General features: G+C 69.2%; 21 protein-coding genes. 16 read left to right on the top strand and 5 right to left on the bottom strand.

Features of this window, described 5'->3' with window-relative positions; all coding sequences use genetic code 11:
- Nucleotides 1-28 precede the first annotated feature (28 nt).
- From C1A33_RS08515 to C1A33_RS08535, 5 genes are all read left to right on the top strand, one after another.
- A complete protein-coding gene (locus C1A33_RS08515) occupies nt 29-706 on the top strand; it encodes a hypothetical protein (RefSeq protein ID WP_101830972.1) in 678 nt (225 codons plus the stop codon).
- Nucleotides 703-1,140: a hypothetical protein gene (locus tag C1A33_RS08520; protein ID WP_101830973.1), complete on the top strand. Its 438-nt coding sequence runs from the start codon at nt 703-705 to the stop codon at nt 1,138-1,140. The genes C1A33_RS08515 and C1A33_RS08520 overlap by 4 nt, the downstream gene beginning before the upstream one ends.
- A 253-nt stretch (nt 1,141-1,393) precedes the next feature.
- Nucleotides 1,394-2,104 (top strand): recombinase family protein, encoded by a 711-nt coding sequence (locus C1A33_RS08525; RefSeq protein WP_101830974.1) that lies wholly within the window; start codon nt 1,394-1,396, stop codon nt 2,102-2,104.
- A gap of 194 nt (nt 2,105-2,298) precedes the next feature.
- A complete protein-coding gene (locus tag C1A33_RS34705) occupies nt 2,299-2,778 on the top strand; it encodes a hypothetical protein (RefSeq protein ID WP_165818293.1) in 480 nt (159 codons plus the stop codon).
- A gap of 3 nt (nt 2,779-2,781) precedes the next feature.
- Nucleotides 2,782-7,434: a phage tail tape measure protein gene (locus tag C1A33_RS08535; RefSeq protein WP_101830976.1), complete on the top strand. Its 4,653-nt coding sequence runs from the start codon at nt 2,782-2,784 to the stop codon at nt 7,432-7,434.
- A 307-nt stretch (nt 7,435-7,741) separates the two neighbouring features.
- Here C1A33_RS08535 and C1A33_RS08540 read toward each other — a convergent pair whose 3' ends face one another.
- The 3 genes from C1A33_RS08540 to C1A33_RS08550 all read right to left on the bottom strand — a co-directional run bounded on the left by C1A33_RS08540 (nt 7,742) and on the right by C1A33_RS08550 (nt 10,491).
- Nucleotides 7,742-8,389 carry a hypothetical protein gene (locus tag C1A33_RS08540; RefSeq protein ID WP_101830977.1) on the bottom strand — a complete coding sequence of 216 codons (648 nt, stop codon included), beginning with the start codon at nt 8,387-8,389 and terminating at the stop codon, nt 7,742-7,744.
- Between the two features lie 207 nt (nt 8,390-8,596).
- Entirely contained in the window at nt 8,597-9,163 is a 567-nt protein-coding gene (locus tag C1A33_RS08545) for a GNAT family N-acetyltransferase (RefSeq protein ID WP_101830978.1), read from the bottom strand.
- On the bottom strand, nt 9,160-10,491 hold the full coding sequence (locus tag C1A33_RS08550; protein WP_101830979.1) for an NsdA family TPR-like regulatory protein: 1,332 nt from the start codon (nt 10,489-10,491) through the stop codon (nt 9,160-9,162). Before C1A33_RS08550 ends, C1A33_RS08545 begins: the two co-directional genes overlap by 4 nt.
- Nucleotides 10,492-10,781: 290 nt before the next feature.
- On the opposite strand from C1A33_RS08550, the gene C1A33_RS08555 reads away from it, so the two are divergent.
- The gene (locus C1A33_RS08555) at nt 10,782-11,384 is read left to right on the top strand and encodes a hypothetical protein (protein WP_243407330.1); all 603 of its coding nucleotides are present in this window, start codon (nt 10,782-10,784) and stop codon (nt 11,382-11,384) included.
- Here C1A33_RS08555 and C1A33_RS08560 read toward each other — a convergent pair.
- A complete protein-coding gene (locus C1A33_RS08560) occupies nt 11,381-11,821 on the bottom strand; it encodes a hypothetical protein (RefSeq protein WP_243407331.1) in 441 nt (146 codons plus the stop codon). The genes C1A33_RS08555 and C1A33_RS08560 overlap by 4 nt on opposite strands.
- Between C1A33_RS08560 and C1A33_RS08565 the strand changes: the two genes are divergently transcribed.
- The 4 genes from C1A33_RS08565 to C1A33_RS34070 all read left to right on the top strand — a co-directional run bounded on the left by C1A33_RS08565 (nt 11,802) and on the right by C1A33_RS34070 (nt 13,960).
- On the top strand, nt 11,802-12,431 hold the full coding sequence (locus C1A33_RS08565; RefSeq protein ID WP_101830980.1) for a hypothetical protein: 630 nt from the start codon (nt 11,802-11,804) through the stop codon (nt 12,429-12,431). The two genes, C1A33_RS08560 and C1A33_RS08565, sit on opposite strands and share 20 nt — an antisense overlap.
- Nucleotides 12,432-12,473: 42 nt before the next feature.
- Nucleotides 12,474-12,854, top strand: a complete 381-nt coding sequence (locus C1A33_RS08570; RefSeq protein ID WP_101830981.1) for a hypothetical protein — start codon at nt 12,474-12,476, stop codon at nt 12,852-12,854.
- Nucleotides 12,851-13,618, top strand: coding sequence for a hypothetical protein (locus tag C1A33_RS08575; protein WP_101830982.1), 768 nt, complete (start codon nt 12,851-12,853; stop codon nt 13,616-13,618). The genes C1A33_RS08570 and C1A33_RS08575 overlap by 4 nt, the downstream gene beginning before the upstream one ends.
- Before the next feature lie 87 nt (nt 13,619-13,705).
- The gene (locus C1A33_RS34070; protein ID WP_207770219.1) at nt 13,706-13,960 is read left to right on the top strand and encodes a hypothetical protein; all 255 of its coding nucleotides are present in this window, start codon (nt 13,706-13,708) and stop codon (nt 13,958-13,960) included.
- Here C1A33_RS34070 and C1A33_RS08580 read toward each other — a convergent pair.
- Entirely contained in the window at nt 13,957-14,847 is an 891-nt protein-coding gene (locus tag C1A33_RS08580; protein ID WP_101830983.1) for a GntR family transcriptional regulator, read from the bottom strand. The genes C1A33_RS34070 and C1A33_RS08580 overlap by 4 nt on opposite strands.
- Nucleotides 14,848-14,976: 129 nt before the next feature.
- On the opposite strand from C1A33_RS08580, the gene C1A33_RS08585 reads away from it, so the two are divergent.
- From C1A33_RS08585 to C1A33_RS08610, 6 genes are all read left to right on the top strand, one after another.
- The gene (locus C1A33_RS08585; RefSeq protein WP_101830984.1) at nt 14,977-15,192 is read left to right on the top strand and encodes a hypothetical protein; all 216 of its coding nucleotides are present in this window, start codon (nt 14,977-14,979) and stop codon (nt 15,190-15,192) included.
- 156 nt (nt 15,193-15,348) lie between these two features.
- Entirely contained in the window at nt 15,349-15,882 is a 534-nt protein-coding gene (locus C1A33_RS08590) for a hypothetical protein (protein ID WP_101830985.1), read from the top strand.
- Between the two features lie 110 nt (nt 15,883-15,992).
- Nucleotides 15,993-16,373: a hypothetical protein gene (locus C1A33_RS08595; RefSeq protein ID WP_101830986.1), complete on the top strand. Its 381-nt coding sequence runs from the start codon at nt 15,993-15,995 to the stop codon at nt 16,371-16,373.
- Nucleotides 16,370-16,684 carry a hypothetical protein gene (locus C1A33_RS08600; RefSeq protein ID WP_101830987.1) on the top strand — a complete coding sequence of 105 codons (315 nt, stop codon included), beginning with the start codon at nt 16,370-16,372 and terminating at the stop codon, nt 16,682-16,684. The genes C1A33_RS08595 and C1A33_RS08600 overlap by 4 nt, the downstream gene beginning before the upstream one ends.
- A complete protein-coding gene (locus C1A33_RS08605; protein ID WP_133150604.1) occupies nt 16,681-16,986 on the top strand; it encodes a hypothetical protein in 306 nt (101 codons plus the stop codon). Before C1A33_RS08600 ends, C1A33_RS08605 begins: the two co-directional genes overlap by 4 nt.
- Nucleotides 16,983-17,546, top strand: a complete 564-nt coding sequence (locus tag C1A33_RS08610) for a hypothetical protein (protein WP_133150605.1) — start codon at nt 16,983-16,985, stop codon at nt 17,544-17,546. Before C1A33_RS08605 ends, C1A33_RS08610 begins: the two co-directional genes overlap by 4 nt.
- Nucleotides 17,547-17,591: the final 45 nt, after the last annotated feature.

Raw genomic sequence — 17,591 nt, forward strand, 5'->3', positions numbered from 1 at the left:
ACAGAAACAGGCATCTGAGGAGGATTTCGTGAACATCATCACCGACGGTGACCGAAGGGGGGGTGTGATGGGCTGGGACGAGCAAGACCTCCCCGACCCGATCCCTGGCAGGTGCAACGCCGCCCGCCGCGGCGAGGAACCCGGTCGGTGCCGCGCCACCGCAGGCCGCGGAACCGACCACGTCGGCACGGGCCGGTGTAAGCATCACGGCGGTCGTGCGCCCGGGGGTCGGCTCGCCGCCGCCCGCGAGTACGCCGTCGACCAGTACCGCCGGTTCGGCCAGCCGATTGCCGTCACGCCCACGGCGGCGCTGCGCGACGAGGTGGGCCGCACCGCCGGGTTGATCGCCACCATCGAGGATGAGATCAACCGGACGATCGGTTCGGATGGCCAGCCGATCCTGGTGGACACGGCCGGATTGCACCCCGGGCCGGCGCCGCTGGTCGCGCTGCATCATGCTGAGCGCCGCCACCTGGTCGTCGCTGCGAAAGCTGCGATCGACGCCGGAGTTGAGCAGGCCATGACCGACCTTCGGGACGCCTACGAGGCCAGGTTGTTCGACGTAGTCGACGAGGTGGTGGCGGATGTCGCCCGGCAGCTCGGGCAGGACCCGGACAGTTCGCTGATCGTCGACGCGGTGACACGGGCGCTGTCCCGGCTCGCCGCCAACGAGGACCGGCCGGCGCTTGGCGGTGGTGCGCCGTGAGTGGGCAGCTGCCGGGGCGGGTGGCAGTCGCCCGGCGGCGAGCACTGACCGTTGAGGCCCGATTCGCCGGCCTCGCCCAGAGCGGCGCGGGGACGGCAGCGATCGGCGCCGCCCGTGATCAGATGGACCGGGCATTCGCCGAGCTGGCCGCGGTCGAGGCTGCGACCGACGCGGTATCCGGAGGTCCGGATCGGGACGAGCGGTACGCCCGGTACCGGTTCGCTGTGGAGCGGTACCGGGCACTGAGCCGGGGGAACGGGCCGCGCACGGTTCCGCTGGTCTTCGCCAGGCGAACGGAGGTGTTCGTCGTCGTGCTGGGCGCGTTCGCTGATCTGCTCGCCGCGGACGGCATCCCGGCTGGCCGTCTTCTGGCAGGGATCTCCGCTCGCGCGTGGGCGGACGCGGTGCGCGCTACCGGGGACGGTCATGGGTGAGACGGATGTAGCCGGCGCGGCGTCGAGGGTTCGGATACCTCGACGCCGTCGCCGGCCGGGGGGTGCGTGCATGCTGTGCGGCCAGCCGGGGGCACTGCTGACGGAGTGGCCGCGCCGTTCGTGGCTGTGTCGGCGGTGTGCCCGATGGTCGCTCGCCCGCATCTTCGGCCGGGCGGGGCGTCGCTGACACCCCCCCGCCTGTTACAGTTATGAGCATAGATGTAACAGTGCAGGTCGGGGGGTTGTTAGCTCTATGAAGCTGATCGGATACATCCGCGTGTCGACCGTGGGGCAGGCCGAGGACGGCATGGGCCTCGACGTCCAGACCGACAGCATCCGCGCGTGGGCCCGGGCCAACGGCCACCGCATCACCGAGATCTTCACCGAGGCAGGCGTCTCCGGAAAGCTGGAAGACCGGCCGGCTCTCGGTGACGCGCTGCGAGCCCTACGGGATGGGTCGGCGGACGGGATCGTGGTCCCGAAGCTTGACCGGCTCGCCCGCGACCTCGTTGTTCAAGAACAGCTCATCGCGGAAATCCGCCGGATGGGCGCGGACATTCACTCCGCCGTCGCAGGTGAAGCCGCCTACCTGGTCGATGACCCTGACGACCCGTCCCGGAAACTGATCCGGCAAATCCTCGGCGCGGTCAACGAGTACGAGCGCGCGATGATCGCGCTCCGCCTGCGCTCCGGGCGGAAGCAGAAGGCAGCCGCCGGGGGATACGCCTACGGTGCCCCCGCGTTCGGCGTGCGTGCCGAAGGTAAGCAACTCACGGCTGACGAGCGAGAGCAGGCCGCGTTGACACGCATGGTGGAACTCGCAGAGGAAGGCGCGTCCCTGCGCACCATCGCGGACACGCTTACCGCTGAGGGGCACCGGCCGAAGCGCGGGGACAGGTGGCACCCAACCACCGTGAACCGTGCCCTCGTTCGGGCCCGCGCAGAGAATGGCACTGCGGCCTGAGCCGGCCTTCCCGGGCGGCTTTCCGCCCACGCCGAGGGAACACACCAATCCGCGATATTCGCGCCGCGGGACGTCCCGGACGTAGAATCGGACTGCTGGCTCCGGCAGCGTAGCTGCCGTCAGGCCGTCCGGGTGGTGAAACCGCCGACGAGCACGCCAATCCATTTTGGCGTGCCCGAAAGCAGATCACCACGATGCCTACCGTCACCCCCCAAACCATCGCCTCCGGTCTACGGAACACCGCGGCGACGATCAGTCAACCCACCTGGCACGAACGCCACCCCGGGCCACTCACCACCGCCCACGCGGCCAAACTCGCCCGCTTCGCCGACCGCGTCGAACGTGGAATCTCCGACGACGACCCCCGTCTCGACGCCCTCGCCGACTATGCGTTCGCCGACCAGGCCGGCGGCTGTTTCCTCGCCACCCCCGCCGAGATAGACCCCTTCCTCGCCGAGGTGCCGGAGCATTGGTCACCAGGTCGGTTCCTGACCGGCCTGGTTGCCGCATACCAGGCTGCGGCGCCGCTGACCGAGGACACGGTCGCCGACATCGTGCGGATTCTGGAAACCGCCGCCGGATACGACGCTGACGGCCTCATTCCCGAGCGTGACGTGAACGCCGACGGCCAGACGGTTCTCCGCTATGCGCGGCGTCCGCTGCGCGGGGTTTGATCGATGACCGTGGTCGGCACCGCTGAGGTGCTAATCATCCCGGTTCTCAAAGGCTTCGCGAACATCGGTGCGCAGGCCCGCGCGGAGTTGAGCACTGTCGGCGCCGCCGCAACCGGTATGGCCGGGAACCTCGGGACTGCGGAGAAGGCTGCGGCCGGAGCGAAAGCGGAGGTGAGTGCCGCTGGGGCTGCCGCGGCGGGTGCGGCCGGCGGTCTGGGGCAGGCCGAGCGGGGGGCCGCTGGCGCGGCAGGGCGGATCGGCGACGCAGGCCGCGCGGCTGGAAGCGCCGGGGGTGCGCTGCGCGCTGCGGAGAGGGACACGTCCACGTTCGGTATCAGCCTCGGCGGGCTGAAAGACAAGGCGATCGGCGCCGTTGGCGAGCTATCGAAACTCGCGGGCCTTGGTGTCGGTGTCGGCGTCGTCGCCACGTTCGTCAAGGGCGCAGAGGCATCTAACAAGTTCCAAGCCGAAATGGCCAAGCTGAGCACGCAGGCCGGTGCCAGCGCAGCCGAAGTCTCGAAGGTGACACCGGAGGTGCTGGCACTCTCGCAGACGGTGGGTATCGGCCCGACCGGCCTCGCCGAGGGTTTGTACCACCTGGAGTCCGCCGGGTTCCGCGGTGCCGAAGCGATGGATCTTCTCGGCGCTGCGGCGAAAGAAGCCCGGATCGGCCACGCCGATCTAGAGAAGACGGTGCAGGCCGCGATCGCGGTGGAAGCTTCCCACATCAAAGGTGTGAACGGGGCCGCGGACGCGATGGGCCTCCTCAACAAAATCGTCGGTGTGGGTGATACCCGCATGGAGGACTTCGCCTCCTCCATGTCCTCAGGTATTGTCCCGGCCGCGGCCACGTTCGGCCTGTCGATGCAGGACGTCGGCGCGTCGATGGCGACGCTGACGGACAACGCGATCCCCGCTCAGGAAGCATCCACCCGGCTGCGGATGACGTTCTCGCTGATGGGTGCCCCGTCGCTGGCTGCGCAGAAAGCTTTGGGGTCGATCGGTATCGGCGCGACGCAACTCGGTAGCGACATGCGCAAGCCGAACGGCCTCCTTGTCGCCTTGCAGGACCTGAAATCCCATTTGGACAAGTCGGGGATGTCGGCAACCGAGCAGGCTGCGGTGATCTCCCGGGCGTTTGGTGGTGGCCGATCGTCGTCGGCGATTATGACACTGCTCGGCCAGATGGACCGGCTGCAAACAAAGTACACGCAGCTTGAGTCCGGTGGCATGTCGAGCGCGAAGCAGTTCGACAAGGCATGGTCGGACACGCAGCGGACAACGTCGCAGAAGCTTGCGACGCTCCGCAGCTCGTTTGACACGTTCCTGGTGAAACTCGGTACTGCGTCGCAGCCGTTGCAAGGCAAGCTGGCTGAGGTGGGAACGAAGGCGCTGAATGCGGTTTCGCTGCGCGTTCCGGCGCTTTCTAGTGGTTTGCGGACAGGGAAAACCGAGTTCGATGACGGATCATTCAACAAGATCGCGACTGTTGGCGCGGTCGTGCGGGCGGAGATGGAACGTCTCGGGAAGACGATGGGTGACGTCAAGAAGATCGTCTCCGATTTGGCGCCGACGTTCCTGACCGTGGCAGCCGCTGTTGGTGGTGGTCTCCTTGTCGGTCTACACGCCTTCGAGTCTGTGATCCATTTGGCCGCTGAGCACACCACCGTGTTGAAGGTGGCGCTGATCGCGATCGGTGGGGTGATGCTCGCGAACAAGGTTGCGACGTTCGCTTTGACCGCGGCGACAGCGGCAGGAAACGCGGTCAGGTTGATCAGCGTGATCCGCGAGTCCGGGTTCACGGCCGCGTTGGGTGCGAACTCTGCGGCGAAAACGCAGAATCTGATCGGTACCCGCCTGCTGACTGCCGCCTACAACTCCAGCCTGGTGACGGTGCTACGGAACACCGCGGCTTTCATTTTCCAGAAGGTGTCGCTGTTTGCTCTGAATGTCGCGTTGCGGCTTATCGCCGCTGCGCAATGGCTGTGGAATGCGGCGATGGACGCCAATCCGATCATGCTGGTGGTGATAGCGATCGCGGCCCTCGTGGCTGGCGCGATCTTGGCCTATAAGCATGTTGGCTGGTTCCGGGATGCGGTGAACGCGGTCGGCCGGGCGTTGAAAGAGGCCGCGGTCTGGGTGGCGCATCTCAGCGTCACGATCTGGCATGGGCTGGTTGACGCTTTCCATGCTGTCGTTGGCTGGGCCGAGTCGATGTGGCATGGCATCGACCGTGCCTTCCATGCGGTCGTGGATGCCGGGAAGGCGGTCGGCCGTGGGCTCACCGCCGCGTTCGGCGCGGTGGAAGCCGCGACGAAGGCGGTCGGCCGTTTCTTTGAGCGGATGTGGCATGACGTGTCCGGGTTCGTGTCGCGTATCGCGGGTGATGCGGCCGGCTGGTTCCGCCGAATGTGGAACGACCTGGTCAACATCGTTACTGGTATCGCCCGCGATGTGGGCCGCGCGTTCAAGGCGGTGTATGACGCGGTGGCTCATGTCGTGTCAGAGGTGGTTGATTTCGTCGGACGGCATTGGCGCCTCATCCTGGTGATCATAACCGGCGTGTTCGGACTGATCATCGTGGTCATCGTCAACAACAAGAATCGGATCGTCAACTTCTTCGCCGAAATGTGGAACGCAATCCACAACTTCGCGCTGCTCATCGTTCGCAGCGTGGCCGACGCGTTCATGTTCCTAGGCCGTGAGATCGCGAGTGCCGCCGCCAAAGCTTGGCATGAGGTGGCCGGTTTCTTCGCGTTCCTATGGCGCGACGTCTCCGGTTTCGCCTCGCGTATCTGGCATGACGTGGCCGGTTTCTTCGCGCGTATGTGGTCGGAGGTGTCTGGCTTCGCGGTGCGGATCTGGAGGGATGTCGCCGGATTCTTCCAGCGGATGTGGAATGAGGTCGCCGGATTCGTGTCCCGCATGGCCTCGGATGTCGCCGGCTTCTTCGTCCGCATGTGGAACGATGTGACTGGCTGGGCGAGCCGAGCCTGGCATGACGTCGCCGGTTTCTTCTCCCGCATGTGGTCGGAGGTTACCGGTTTCGCGTCGAGGATATGGCATGACGTAGCCGGTTTCTTCTCGAACCTTTGGCGGGATGCGACCAGCTGGGCGTCACGGGCCTGGCATGACGTCGCAGGATTCTTCACGAATTTGTGGCATGACGTGTCCGGATTTGTGTCCAACCTGTGGCATGACGTGGCCAACTGGTTTTCGAACATGTGGCGGGATGTGACCGGATGGGCGGGTCGTATCTGGCATGAGACGTCGACACCGTTCGTCAACCTGTGGCATGAGATGGTCACCACCGCCTCCAATCTGTGGAAGGATGTGACCGGCTGGTTCGAACGGATCAAAAATGACATTACGACCAGCGTCAAAACGGCCACCGGCTGGGTGAAGGGCGCGTGGGACGGTCTGAAGGAGATCTTCAAGGCCCCGATCAACTTCTTGATCAACACGGTGTACGACAACGGGATCCTGAAGGTGTGGAACGCTTTCGCGAAGATCGTCCACGAGGACGAGCTGAAGCCGATCAACGGTCTCGCCGCTGGAGGTCCCATCACCGGCGGCGTCGCGGGCCGTGACTCCGTCCTCGCGATGCTGATGCCCGGTGAGCATGTGTGGACCGCTGATGAGGTTGCTGCGGCCGGCGGCCAGCAGGCCATGTTCGCGATGCGCCAGCTGTTCGGAAAAGGCCGGCAGTCCCGCGGCGGCGGCTACGCGCTCGGCGGTGTCGTCTCGGCGATTGGGAACGCGGTCACCCATCCGCTGGACACGTTGGAATCGTTGGGGGAGGGCACCCTCGACGTGCTGGGGACCGCGGTGCACTGGGTGCGGGGGGCGTTGGCGGCTGCCGCTCAGGCCGCGTTCGCGCCGATCCGCGCCATCGTGAACAGCACCTTGGGCACGGGCGAGGACTGGAAGGGTGCTGCCGGTCGGCTCGCGGTGCGGCCGATGGACGCGATCGTCGAGCTGCTCCGCGGCCAGGACAAGAAGGACACCGAGGCTCCCGCAGGCACACCCGGGGGTGCCGCCCGCTGGGCGGGGGTGTTCCGGCAGGTCCTCGGCATGGTCGGCCAGCCCGAGTCGTGGTTGGCGCTCGGCCTGCAACGTCTCAACCAGGAGTCCGGCGGTAACCCGACGGCGGTCAACCGGACGGATATCAACTGGCAGCACGGCACCCCGTCGGTGGGGTTGATGCAGGTGATCGGCCCGACGTTCCGCGCCTACGCCGGCCGCTATGCGGGAACCGGCCCGTTCCTGTACGGGGTGTCGACCGATCCGACCGCGAACATCTACGCGGCGACCATGTACACGCTGGGCCGTTACGGCAGTCTGTCCGCCTGGGGCCGTCCGGGTGGCTATGACACGGGGAACGGGAAGCGGTGGCCGTCCGGAACGTTGGGCTACAACCTGTCGGGCGAGAACGAGTACGTCTGGCGGGAATCGCAGCTGGCGGCGAAGGCCAGCGTTCCCGTGTCCGGCGGCCGGTCGGTGCAGGTCGTGAACCATTTCAACGTCGACGCCCGCGGCGCCACCGACCCGCGGGCTACCGAGGAAGCCGCGGAACGCGGCGCCCGCCGCGCGATCGCGGATCACATGGTGACCCTCGACCAGATGCTCACCCAAGGCGTCGGGGGCGAGGTCTAACCTGCGTCATCCTCGGCTTGGTCCCGGGCCTGCACCATCCGACAGTCCGGGCATGTGCTCCTCGATGGAAGCGGCCGGAAGGTCAGGGTGACCCCCGGCCCCCTCCGCCGGTGCCTATGCATCCGGCATCGCAGGACAATCGCTGCCGGATTCTGCCTCTCACGGGGTGACTCGACGCCCATGCAGACGAGGATGGTCCGGTCGCGGCCCGGCATGCAGTAGTCCGGATGTTGGCCGCCTCGGACGGCAATGGAGACGCTGGTCGGGGCACCCGGCCCAGCTCGGCATGCCCCGCCTCGCGGCTGGCCTACGGCACCGAGACCAGGTTGACCGTCAGGTTCGCCAGCGGACCGCCGCCGCCGTCCCGGTCGGCCTCGACCTGAAATGTGCCCGTCGGATCTTGCGCGGCGAACCCTGCGAGGAACAGGCCGCTCACCTGCGGCGGCAGCTTGTCCGGTCCGCTGCCACCCGACGTGTCATGCTGCCTGCCGCCGGAGACCATCTCAGCGCCGTTATAGGCCATCGTGATGGTCCCCGACGTCCCGTTCGTCACCCGGTAGGCCACCACCACCGTGCCATTGCCGGTGTCCGAGTAGGCGCCCATCGGCGCGACGGTGACACCGCTGACGGTCTGCGCCGGGCCGCCGACTGCGACGACCGTGCGCACCGGCTGGCCGTCGATGTCGAAACTGGCGATACGCCCCTGCCCGTCGTAGTGGAAGTTCGAGAACTCGGCGCACGGATGCTGATCTTCTGGGACGTTGTCGCATTCGGTCAACGTCCCCGGCTTCCCCTGGCTCGTGAACCGTCCGGCCGGCAGCGTGTGCCCCGCGGACGTCACCGCGTCCGTGTAGGCCACGATGTAGTTGATGTACGCCCGTGCCGCCGAGTTCGGTGACGTCAAGGGCACCAGGTCCTGCTGGGCTTTGACAGTGGTGACCGTCAACCCGGACACGAACCGGTCCGCGGCGTCGCCCGGCGTCGAGCGGACCGGAGCGGGTTGGGATGCTGCGCGGGGGGCCGCCGGCTGCGGGTGTCCGCTACTTCCGCACGCGGCAGCAGCGAGAAGCGCGACACAGGCCCCCGTGATCCTGACAATTCGCATGCGGCCGGACACTACCCGCCGCGTCGGATCGCAACGCCGGCAAGGGAAAACCCCGACTCAGGCCGGGCGCCCATCTGCGGAAGTCTCCCACACCGCCCGGCTGATCGTGTAGATCGAATACTCGCCGCCCTGGATCGTCTCCGCGCGGTCGAAGGTGAGGCCGAGCTTCGTGGCGACGTGGATCGAGCCGGTGTTGTCGGCGGTCATGATTGAGATCAGCCCGTCACGTTTGACCACGTCGAACGCGAACTCGACCGCAGCCCGCCCCGCCTCGGTCGCCAACCCCTCACCCCACCGTTCCCGGCGGATCGTCCACGCGACCTCACAGCCCGGCCAGCCCAACGCCTCATACAGCCCAGCCCGGCCGAGAAGCTGCCCGGTGGCCCGGTCCTCGACCGCCCACATCCCGAAGCCGCGTAACGCCCAGTGGCCGATCTGAAACGCCGTCTGCGACCAGGCCGCGGCGTCCGTCTTCGGCTGGGGAGTGTGATCGGCCATACCCGGCCCAGTGACGATCTCCAGATAGTCGGCGACGTCGCCGGCCTGCCAGCCGCGCAGCACCAGCCGCGGCGTGAGGACGGTTGGAACGCCGTGGGAGTCGGGTTCGCCGTAGTCGAGGGTCATGCGCCACTCCCTGTTCCTGCCGGTAGTGCCCGCCGGTGTGCTTGGAGTCGTTCGCCGAGTTCGACGACGGCCCGTTGACCGTCCCAGCGTGCGCCGAGTTCCTGCCAGATCTGCCCGGACCGCTGAATCACGGTCCGGGTCGGCCGCCCGTCGAGCACGGCCAGGGCGCGGGAGGCGGCGTCGGCGGCCTGCTCGGGATCCGGCTGGGCTCGCCGGAGGAACGCCTGCGCGAGGGCGTTGTAGGTGCCGCCGATGTCCTCGTAGCCGCCGCCGGTGGTCTGGAGGATCGCCAGGGATCGGCGGGCGTGCGGTTCGGCGTACTCGCCGTCGCCGAGCCGGCCCGAGACGACCGCGAGGAAGCAGTGGATCAGCTCTTCACCGAACGGTTCGGTACCGACCATCGGTTCGCCGAGCCACACCGAGTCCTGCATGTCGCGCAGTGCCTGGCGGGCCTGGTCGTGCTGGCCTGCGGCGGCGCGGGCCCGTGCTTCGTAGGCGGCGAGCCGGGCCCGCAGGTAGGGGTGCGCGCCGATCCGGGCCTGTGCGGCGATCTCGGCGGCGGCGGTGTGCCGGCCGGTGTAGTAGGCGATCGACGTCTTCAGGGTTGCTACCGAGCCGGAGAGCAGCGGGTCGTTGACGTCGCGGGCGTACAGCTCGGCGAGGGAGGCGAAGCGGCGGGCGGCGGCGTCGTCGCCGAGGTTGAACGCGAGCCGGCCGCCGTAGAACGAGAACAGCCCAGCCATCGTGGTGACCCGGGTCCGGACCCGGGCGGACAGGCGGCTGTCGAGCAGTCGTTCCGCGTCCCGCCATCCCGCCACGATCAGCGGGGTGAGCGTGGCATGTGGGGTGCTGGTGTAGCTGCTGCCGATCTGGTCGAGGTGTTCGTCGAGTTCGTCGAGGGTGAGCGGGTCCGGGTCGGCCGAGGCTACCCGGCGGGAGACTTCGGCGGCGAGGCCGGCGGCGACGGTGAGCGCGCCGAGTTCGACGAACTCCCGCCGGTCCGCACCATCCGACGGGCCGGCGTTCGGGGTGTCCTCGGCGGGGATGCTGGCGCGTGCGGACAGGCCGCGTAGTCGCTCGGCCTGGTCGGCGGCGCGGATCCGGTCGCCCAGGTCGGTCAGCTCGGTGCCGCAGCCGAACAGTTCGTCGTACGCCTGGAGAACGTGGCGGGCGGGTAGTCGGCCGCCGTTGCGCACCTGGGAGACGTTCTTGCGGTCGTAGCGGGTCCGTGCCTCGATCTGCTTCCCCGACAGGCCGTGGTCGTCCTGGAGGTCGCGGAACCGTGCGGCGAGCCGCTGGCGTAGGGCGTCCACAGCATCAGCGTGCACGGCGGTTCCCCTCGGCCGGCGGAACGCGATGGGTGGGACATGATGCCTCACCCCTGCGGGGGACGATCTCACCCTCCCCGCCGGATGTCACGCGCTGTGTCATAGGTCGTGCACGGCGGGAAACATGCCGGCCACTCCCTCAACGCCGGCATCCCGCCGCATCCGGGCCCTTCGGCGGCCCGAGGCGGGGAGAGGCCACCGGACGATCATGCCTCTCCCCGCCAACCCGGGTCTCGGCCCGAGCGTCGAGACCGGCCCACCCGCACCCCAACCCCACAGGAGGATGCGCCATGAACCACGAGACCGCAGGCTCGGCGGCGACCGCGACGGTCGACCTGCCCAGCCCGCATACTGCCGGTGAGCGTGCCGCGGTGATCCTCGACCTGATCCAGGAGCACCCCGAGTTCAACCGGCTGCGCGCGAGCACGCTCAAGTACCCCACCTGCTGGGCTACGTTCACGGGCTACCCGCTGATCGCGGAGTGGGACCTGGACGCCGACGGGCCGAACCTGTTCGTCGAGGGTCTGCGGACGATGGCCATGAAGGCCGCGGTGTTCGAGCTGACCCGCGACGAGCGGGCCGCCGAGCTGCTCGTCTCCGCGCCGGTCGACGAGATGGTTCACGCGCTGACCGCGCAGTTCACGATCCTCTCGCGGATCCAGAACGACCTGGCGCTCGTCTTCATCCACTCGACCGACGCGGAACGGTTCGACTACGACGTCGACGGCTACACCGACCAGGTGTACCGGGCGGCCGGCTGGGGTGAGCTGCCGCGCCGCTACTGGCTCGGAAAGGCCGAGACGAAGCGGCGTCTCGACATCCTGTTCGAACACTACGAGTCGATCGGCGTACAGGCCGGCGGCCGGGCCCACTTCCTCACCTTCGGCCGTTAGAGAGCGGACAGCGCGGCCCGCAGCGCCTCGACGACCACCTCGGCGGGGAAGCTGCGGGCCGCCTCCCGTTCCGCGTCACCGAGCACCACATCCACCCGGCCGGGACCTGCGTGGCGGACCAGCGCCGTCACCCATCCGGCCAGCGCGTCGGCGTCCGTCGGCATCGGCCCCACCGCCGCACCCGAAGACGTCGGTGCGGGCCACCGCTCACCCGCGGAGGCGTACCGGCCGGGCCGCACCCCGATCCGCTCCGGGTGGATGCACACCGGCACCCCGCTCGCCGCCTCCCGCCGATACCCGGTCGTGGAGTCGTACCGGCATCCGGGCTGCGGGCCGTCGACCACGTCGAACCGGCCCGGGTCGTGGACCTGACCCGGGCAGACCGCGCACAGCGCATCCTCATCCCAGGGATGATCCATGACCTCGCCGAACCCCACCCGCCCATCATCACCGCATCCGACGCGCAGGTCCGTACTCACCCGGCCACGGTCACCGGTCATCGAACACGCTCTCGGGATCGCCCGCGACTGGTGCGCCGGGCAGATCATCGACGGCGCGCCCGCGCTCGGCCACGCGGTGCGGGTCGCGCTCACCCTCGGCCGGCACCTGCCCGCCGTCCCACCCGAGCTGACCGCGGCGATTCTCCTGCACGACGTGCTCGACTACCGCGGTTCCGACCTGGTGGACAGCACGATTGCTCGCCAGTGCGGCCAACGCACCCTGACGATGGTGTGGCTGATGTACGGCGAGCACACCGCCATGGACAGCTATGGCGCCGCGCCGGCGATGGCGCTGCGCCGCCTGGAACGGCTTCCCGACCTGGTCGCAGCCGCCCTCACCGCTGACAAGATCGTCAGCGTGGGGTATGTGCTGCGCGGCGCCCAGCACACCGCCGACCCGGCCGCCTACTGGCCGGCACGGCGGCCGTTCCTCGACCTGGTGCCGTACCTGCGGGCCTTCCACACGGCCACCGCTCACCGGATCCCCACCACCCTCGCCGGCGAGCTCGACACGCTCGTCCGCGACGCCGAGACCGCCACCACCTGACCGCCGGCTGCCGCCGGGCACGAACCGTACGGGGGAGATCACATGTCCTGGCAGACCACCCCGGTCGCCTCGGACGCACCGACAGTCCGCGTCGCCCGCTCCGGCGCCGACGTCGTCATCCGCCACCACACCGGCCACACCCGCCGTGACCTTCGTCTTCCGCTGGTCGTCTGGTTCGGCGTCGTCCGCGCGATGCGCGCCGGCCGGCTCGGCGAGGCGTGGACCTCGCTCACCGCGTCGGGCGGCCGAGCCCGACTCCACGACGGCACGATCGAACTGGGCTACGGCTACCTGCATCAGCGCACCGCCACGCTGCCCGCGCCGGTCTGGCGGGCCCTGGCCGCCGCCGTCTGCGTCGGCACGCTGGACCAACTGCCCCACGCCGACGACCACGAGCTCGCCGACGCGCGGAGCGAATCGTGAGCCCCGCGCCGGTCCGGCCGGTCGGCGCCATCGACCCCGCTGAGCTGCACCGGGTCCTGCTCTGGGCGCACAACCAGGCCGCCGGGGCGTCGGGTGGGTTCACCGCGCAGCGTGCCGCGGATCGCCTCCACGCCTCCGTGGCCGGCATCACCGCGGCCTTCGACGTCCTCGCCACCCTCGAGCTGCTCACCTCCCAGCGCACCCGCCACGGTCTGTCGATCTACTACCGGGCCGGCCTGGACGACCTCACCCCGGCCGGCTGCCGTCCGCCTGCCCGGATCAGCCGGCGGGAACTGTGGGCGGCGGTCGCCGGGGTGTGGCGGAGCACCGGCGACGCGACCACGCAGACCATCGCCGTCGCGCTCGACGCGCCCGCCGGCCCGGTCGATCGGACCTGGCTCGCGCTGCGCCTGGCGACGTGGACGGCCGCGGAGCTGCTCGCGCTCACTGACGGGCACCGGTGGACGCTGACACGGGCTGGTCTCGCCCGCGCCGAGCAGGTCCGCACCGCCCGCCTCACCGACGGGGAAGCGTGGGCCGCGATCGCCGCCGAACAGCCCCACCCCGACCGGCCCATCAATCCGGACGCCGTCGCCCGCCGGCTGGGCATCACCCTGCCCAGGTTCGACGAGTGGACCGATCAGGCTGTGCGGGCCGGCGCCCTGTCCCGTGCGAAGGGCGGCGCGCTGGCGCTGACCATCGCCGGAAGGCTGCTACTACTCGGGGCCGCAGCCGCACCGGAGACGTCGGATCCGCGATCATAGGAACTGGCGGAATGGAGGCAGGCCATGGCAGAGGATTTCAGCAGCACGATTAGCCGGCTTCAGGTGGCAGCGGACGCCGCCCGAACTGTGACCACAACAGGGCAGAACCGGGAACGGGGGCGCAGCGATGGGCATAGCTGGGCGAAGAACACGGCCCGGTCGCTGCCCGACGTTGAACGGGTGATGGCCTCGACCGCGCCGGACGGGTTCGGCGGGGATGACGTGCTCGGCGCCGCCGTCGAGATCGGCGCTACCAACACCGGTGCCACCGGCTACCGTGACGGCTTCCGTGCCGGTGTCGCCGAGGTGTGGGCCGCGGTGAAGTCTCAGGTGACGGTCTAACCGGACGTCGCGTCCGGCTGCGGGCTGGTGTCGCCGGCCGCCGCCTCCGGTTCGCTGCCGTGCGTGCCGCGGTCGTCCGATGTTGTCGCCGCCGGCCGGTCTTTCTCGGCGGGAAGCGGGATCGGGATCCGGTAGCCGCGGGCGGCCTGCTCGGCGGGACGCACAATGTCGGCGGTCTCAACGCGCCGATCCCCTGCAAGGTGAGTTCGTTCCACGACCTGCACCCATGCGCCGGACGCGAGGCTGAGCGCAGCCCGTTCGCTGTCCGTCGCAGGCCGGGCGGTCACGATCTCCTCTACCGCGTCGATCAGGACGCCGATCGAGTCGAACCGGGCGACCACACCGACCGGGCCGTCGCCGCCTTCGGGTTCCTCGATCGGTGTGCCGCCGACGAGCGCGAACGGTTCCCAACTCACCGACGTCTGCGTCGGCTCGCCGTTCGCCCGAAAGACGTACTCCGTGCGCATCACATGCTCGCCGACGTCGATGCCGAGGCGGGCCGCGACGTCCGGATCTGCGCGTTCCCTGCGGGTGACCCACTGCCAGTCCGGGGTGGCTTTGACCTTCGCCGTGTCGCGGGCGAACGGCGACGTCGGACCGCTGGCGCTCCGCTGATAGCGGTCGGTGGCCCACTGAACGTCAACCGCTGGCCGGCGGCGCGCGAAGGATCCGCGGCCGTGCTGGCGGACGATCCAGCCTTCGACGCGCAGCACTTCGAGTGCCTTGCGGACGGTTTCGCGGGTGGTGTTCCACTCGGCGGCGAGGCTGCTTTCTGATCCGACCCGGGCGCCGCTGGCGATCTCACCGCTGGCGATTTTGGACCGTATGTCATCGCCGATGCGGATGTAGAGCGCGCGCCCGTCGCCACCGTCTGTCACGGCGATCACGCTACCGGACTCCCCTAGACAGGTCGACCTGTCGGGTTGTCACCATCCTGGCAACTCCCCTAGACATGCATAGGTGAGCTGCGTATCGTTCCCCGCATCACACCGACACCCACAGCAAAGGGGAGCCACGTGGCGAGCATTCGGGACGAAGCGATCACCGCCGCCATGGAGATCACCAACCCGCAGGACAAGGCGCACCAGCTCACGACGATCATCCGGCACATGCTGCCCGCCACCTCGGCGACGCTGGTCGAAGCGGCCGCCGACGCCGCCCGGCAGATCGTCGACCCGGCACGGCGATCCGCCGCACTGGAGGCCCTGCACAAGGCGACCGGCGGCCAGTAGTAGCACCCGACATCCGAAGGCATCGCCGCGATCCGTGCGGGCCGAACGGCGACTAGCCGCTCAAGGCCACACACGGAAAAGAACTGGCCCCCTCAGGTGCGGTGAACACCGAAAGGGGGCCGGCTGATCAACTCTCACACACCTGAGGAGAAGATCATGAACCACATTGTCGCAGATGATCCCATCGTCGCCAACCTGGACAAGCCGCTAGCAGACCCGCTCCTCGATCCCGTCACGCGGATCAGCGTCATGCTGGCGGACACGATGATCAGCGACTGGGCGTCGGAAGCGTTCCTCGCGCAGCGTAAGACCATCGTCCACATCGCCCGCGCCGGCAAGGCCGCCGGTGGCCGCGAGTTCAAGCCCCTGATCTCCGTCGGAACCTGCTCCACCGCCTGCGTCACCGCGTCGTCCCTGCTGCTCGACGAGTGGTGGGTGGCACGCGAGTTCTCGCCCTGCTCGCCCGGCTGCCTCGTCGAGCTGGCCATGACGGTCAACGACTGGTCGGAGCAGGCGCGTCAGCTCCCCAAGGGAGAGCCGGTCCCGGTCGGATACCCGGTTGAGGTGGATCCCATCACCGCCGCCAGCCTGACCGCCAGTTCCAGGGCTGGCGGGGCCCTCGACATCCTCGAAAAGGTCGTCGAGGTGGTCCGAGCAGTCCGTGAAGTCCGGGACGCACCCCTGATCTAGACCGGACTCCATCCGCGCCGGTCATCCCCCGACGGCCGCCCCGCCGCTTCTCCCACTCGCCAGCGGCGGGGCGGCCGTCGCCGTTTCACCACCTTCTCAAAGGAACGTGCATGAACCTCGACGACCGGGCTCTGACCAGCCCGGACAGCACCGGGACGCCCATCGGACCCGTGGATGTGACCTGGCGGGACCTGCGCCGCATGGGCCAGGACCACGCGGACGTGTTCTGCGGGATCGGCGACGTCATCGACGACTTTTGGAGTAACCAGCTCGTCGCGGTCGTAATCCCGCACGCGAAGATCCTCGGGTCGAAGGCGCGGAGCGCAACGTCCGTCGCGCTGCTTCGCGAGGCCCTGAACGGTCTGCCCGACGACCTTTTCCTCGCCGGCGGATGGATGCCGTGGGACACCGAAGGCAACGAATCCACACAGCTGATCTTCGTCAGAGCGTCGGACGACGACGAGAACGACGACGAGGCGGCACAGGGATGACCGCCGTGCCGATCGTCCCCGTCGACCAGTTGGAACCGACCCCCGCCGAGCTGACCGACGCCCGGAAGTCGTTCGCCGACTGCGACAGCTACAACGACTGCAAACGCGAACTGGCGATCTGGGCCGTCCACCTCGACGACCTCGCCGCCGCCCTGGCCCGCGGGGACCACGACCAGGCCGCCCACTTCATCCGGATCATGCGTGCGGCGCTCCGAGTCCACGACGAGTGGACCGCCCGGTGGCGCCAGTCCGCCGACATCTGGGACGCCGACTATCCCGCGTGGCCGCCCGGCAGGGAGCTGACCGTATGAGCGCCGTAGCGGTACCCGCGGTGGCGATCCTGCTTGCCGACCTGGCCCCCGACAGCCCCGGGCAGGCCCACGCCACCCGGATGCTGTCCCGGGTCGCCACGGTGGACGAGTGGCCGCGCAGGATGGCGACGGTCACCCTGCCCTACGCCGAGGTGCTGGTCGACGCGCTCGACGCATACGACCCGGCCCTCGCTGCGGCAGCGATCCGCAGCATCGTCGCCCACGTCCGTGCCGGCCGGGCCCGCTGGCACGAGCTGGACCCCGCCACGGGAACGCTTCCTCTGACGGGGCAGCCGACATGAGAACCGATCCCCTCAACGAGGCTGTGGCCGCCCTCGGCCGGTCCGGCGGCGCCACACCGCCGGTCGAGCAGGCCACCGCCGCCGCGTTGCTGTCCCTCGCCCTGTCCACCCGGGAGATCGCCGGCATCATCGACGCCGAACCCTGCCCGCACGCCCGGCACCGGGCCGGACTCCTCGCCCGGATGCGCGCCGACATCACCCACGCCGGCAATCGGGCGGTGGCCCTGCTGGCGGTCAGCCTCGCCGCCGCCGGGTTCACCGCCGCCATCTGGAACCCCGGCAGGCTCGGGACCCTGCCCGCCGGGTTCGTCTGCGCCGCCCTGGCCGCCATGCTCGCCGCCGCCGCGATGTTCGGCTTCGGACTGGTCGCCCACCAGCCCGCGCCCGGCGGCGTCGTCGACAGCGACCCCGGCGACGAGGACACGGCCGACGCGGAGATCAGCCGTCTCGCCCGCGCTGTCGACGTGCAGGGGCAGAGGACCCGGGCCGGTCTGCTGCTCCTCACCACCGCTACCGCACTGATCTGCACGGCCGGTATCGCCGCGCAGCTGGCCCGCTGACAGACCGCACCACTCGCGCCACCCGATCGGAAGGATGAACCAGGC

The sequence above is a fragment of the Frankia canadensis genome, assembly GCF_900197875.1.
GTDB lineage: Bacteria > Actinomycetota > Actinomycetes > Frankiales > Frankiaceae > Frankia > Frankia canadensis.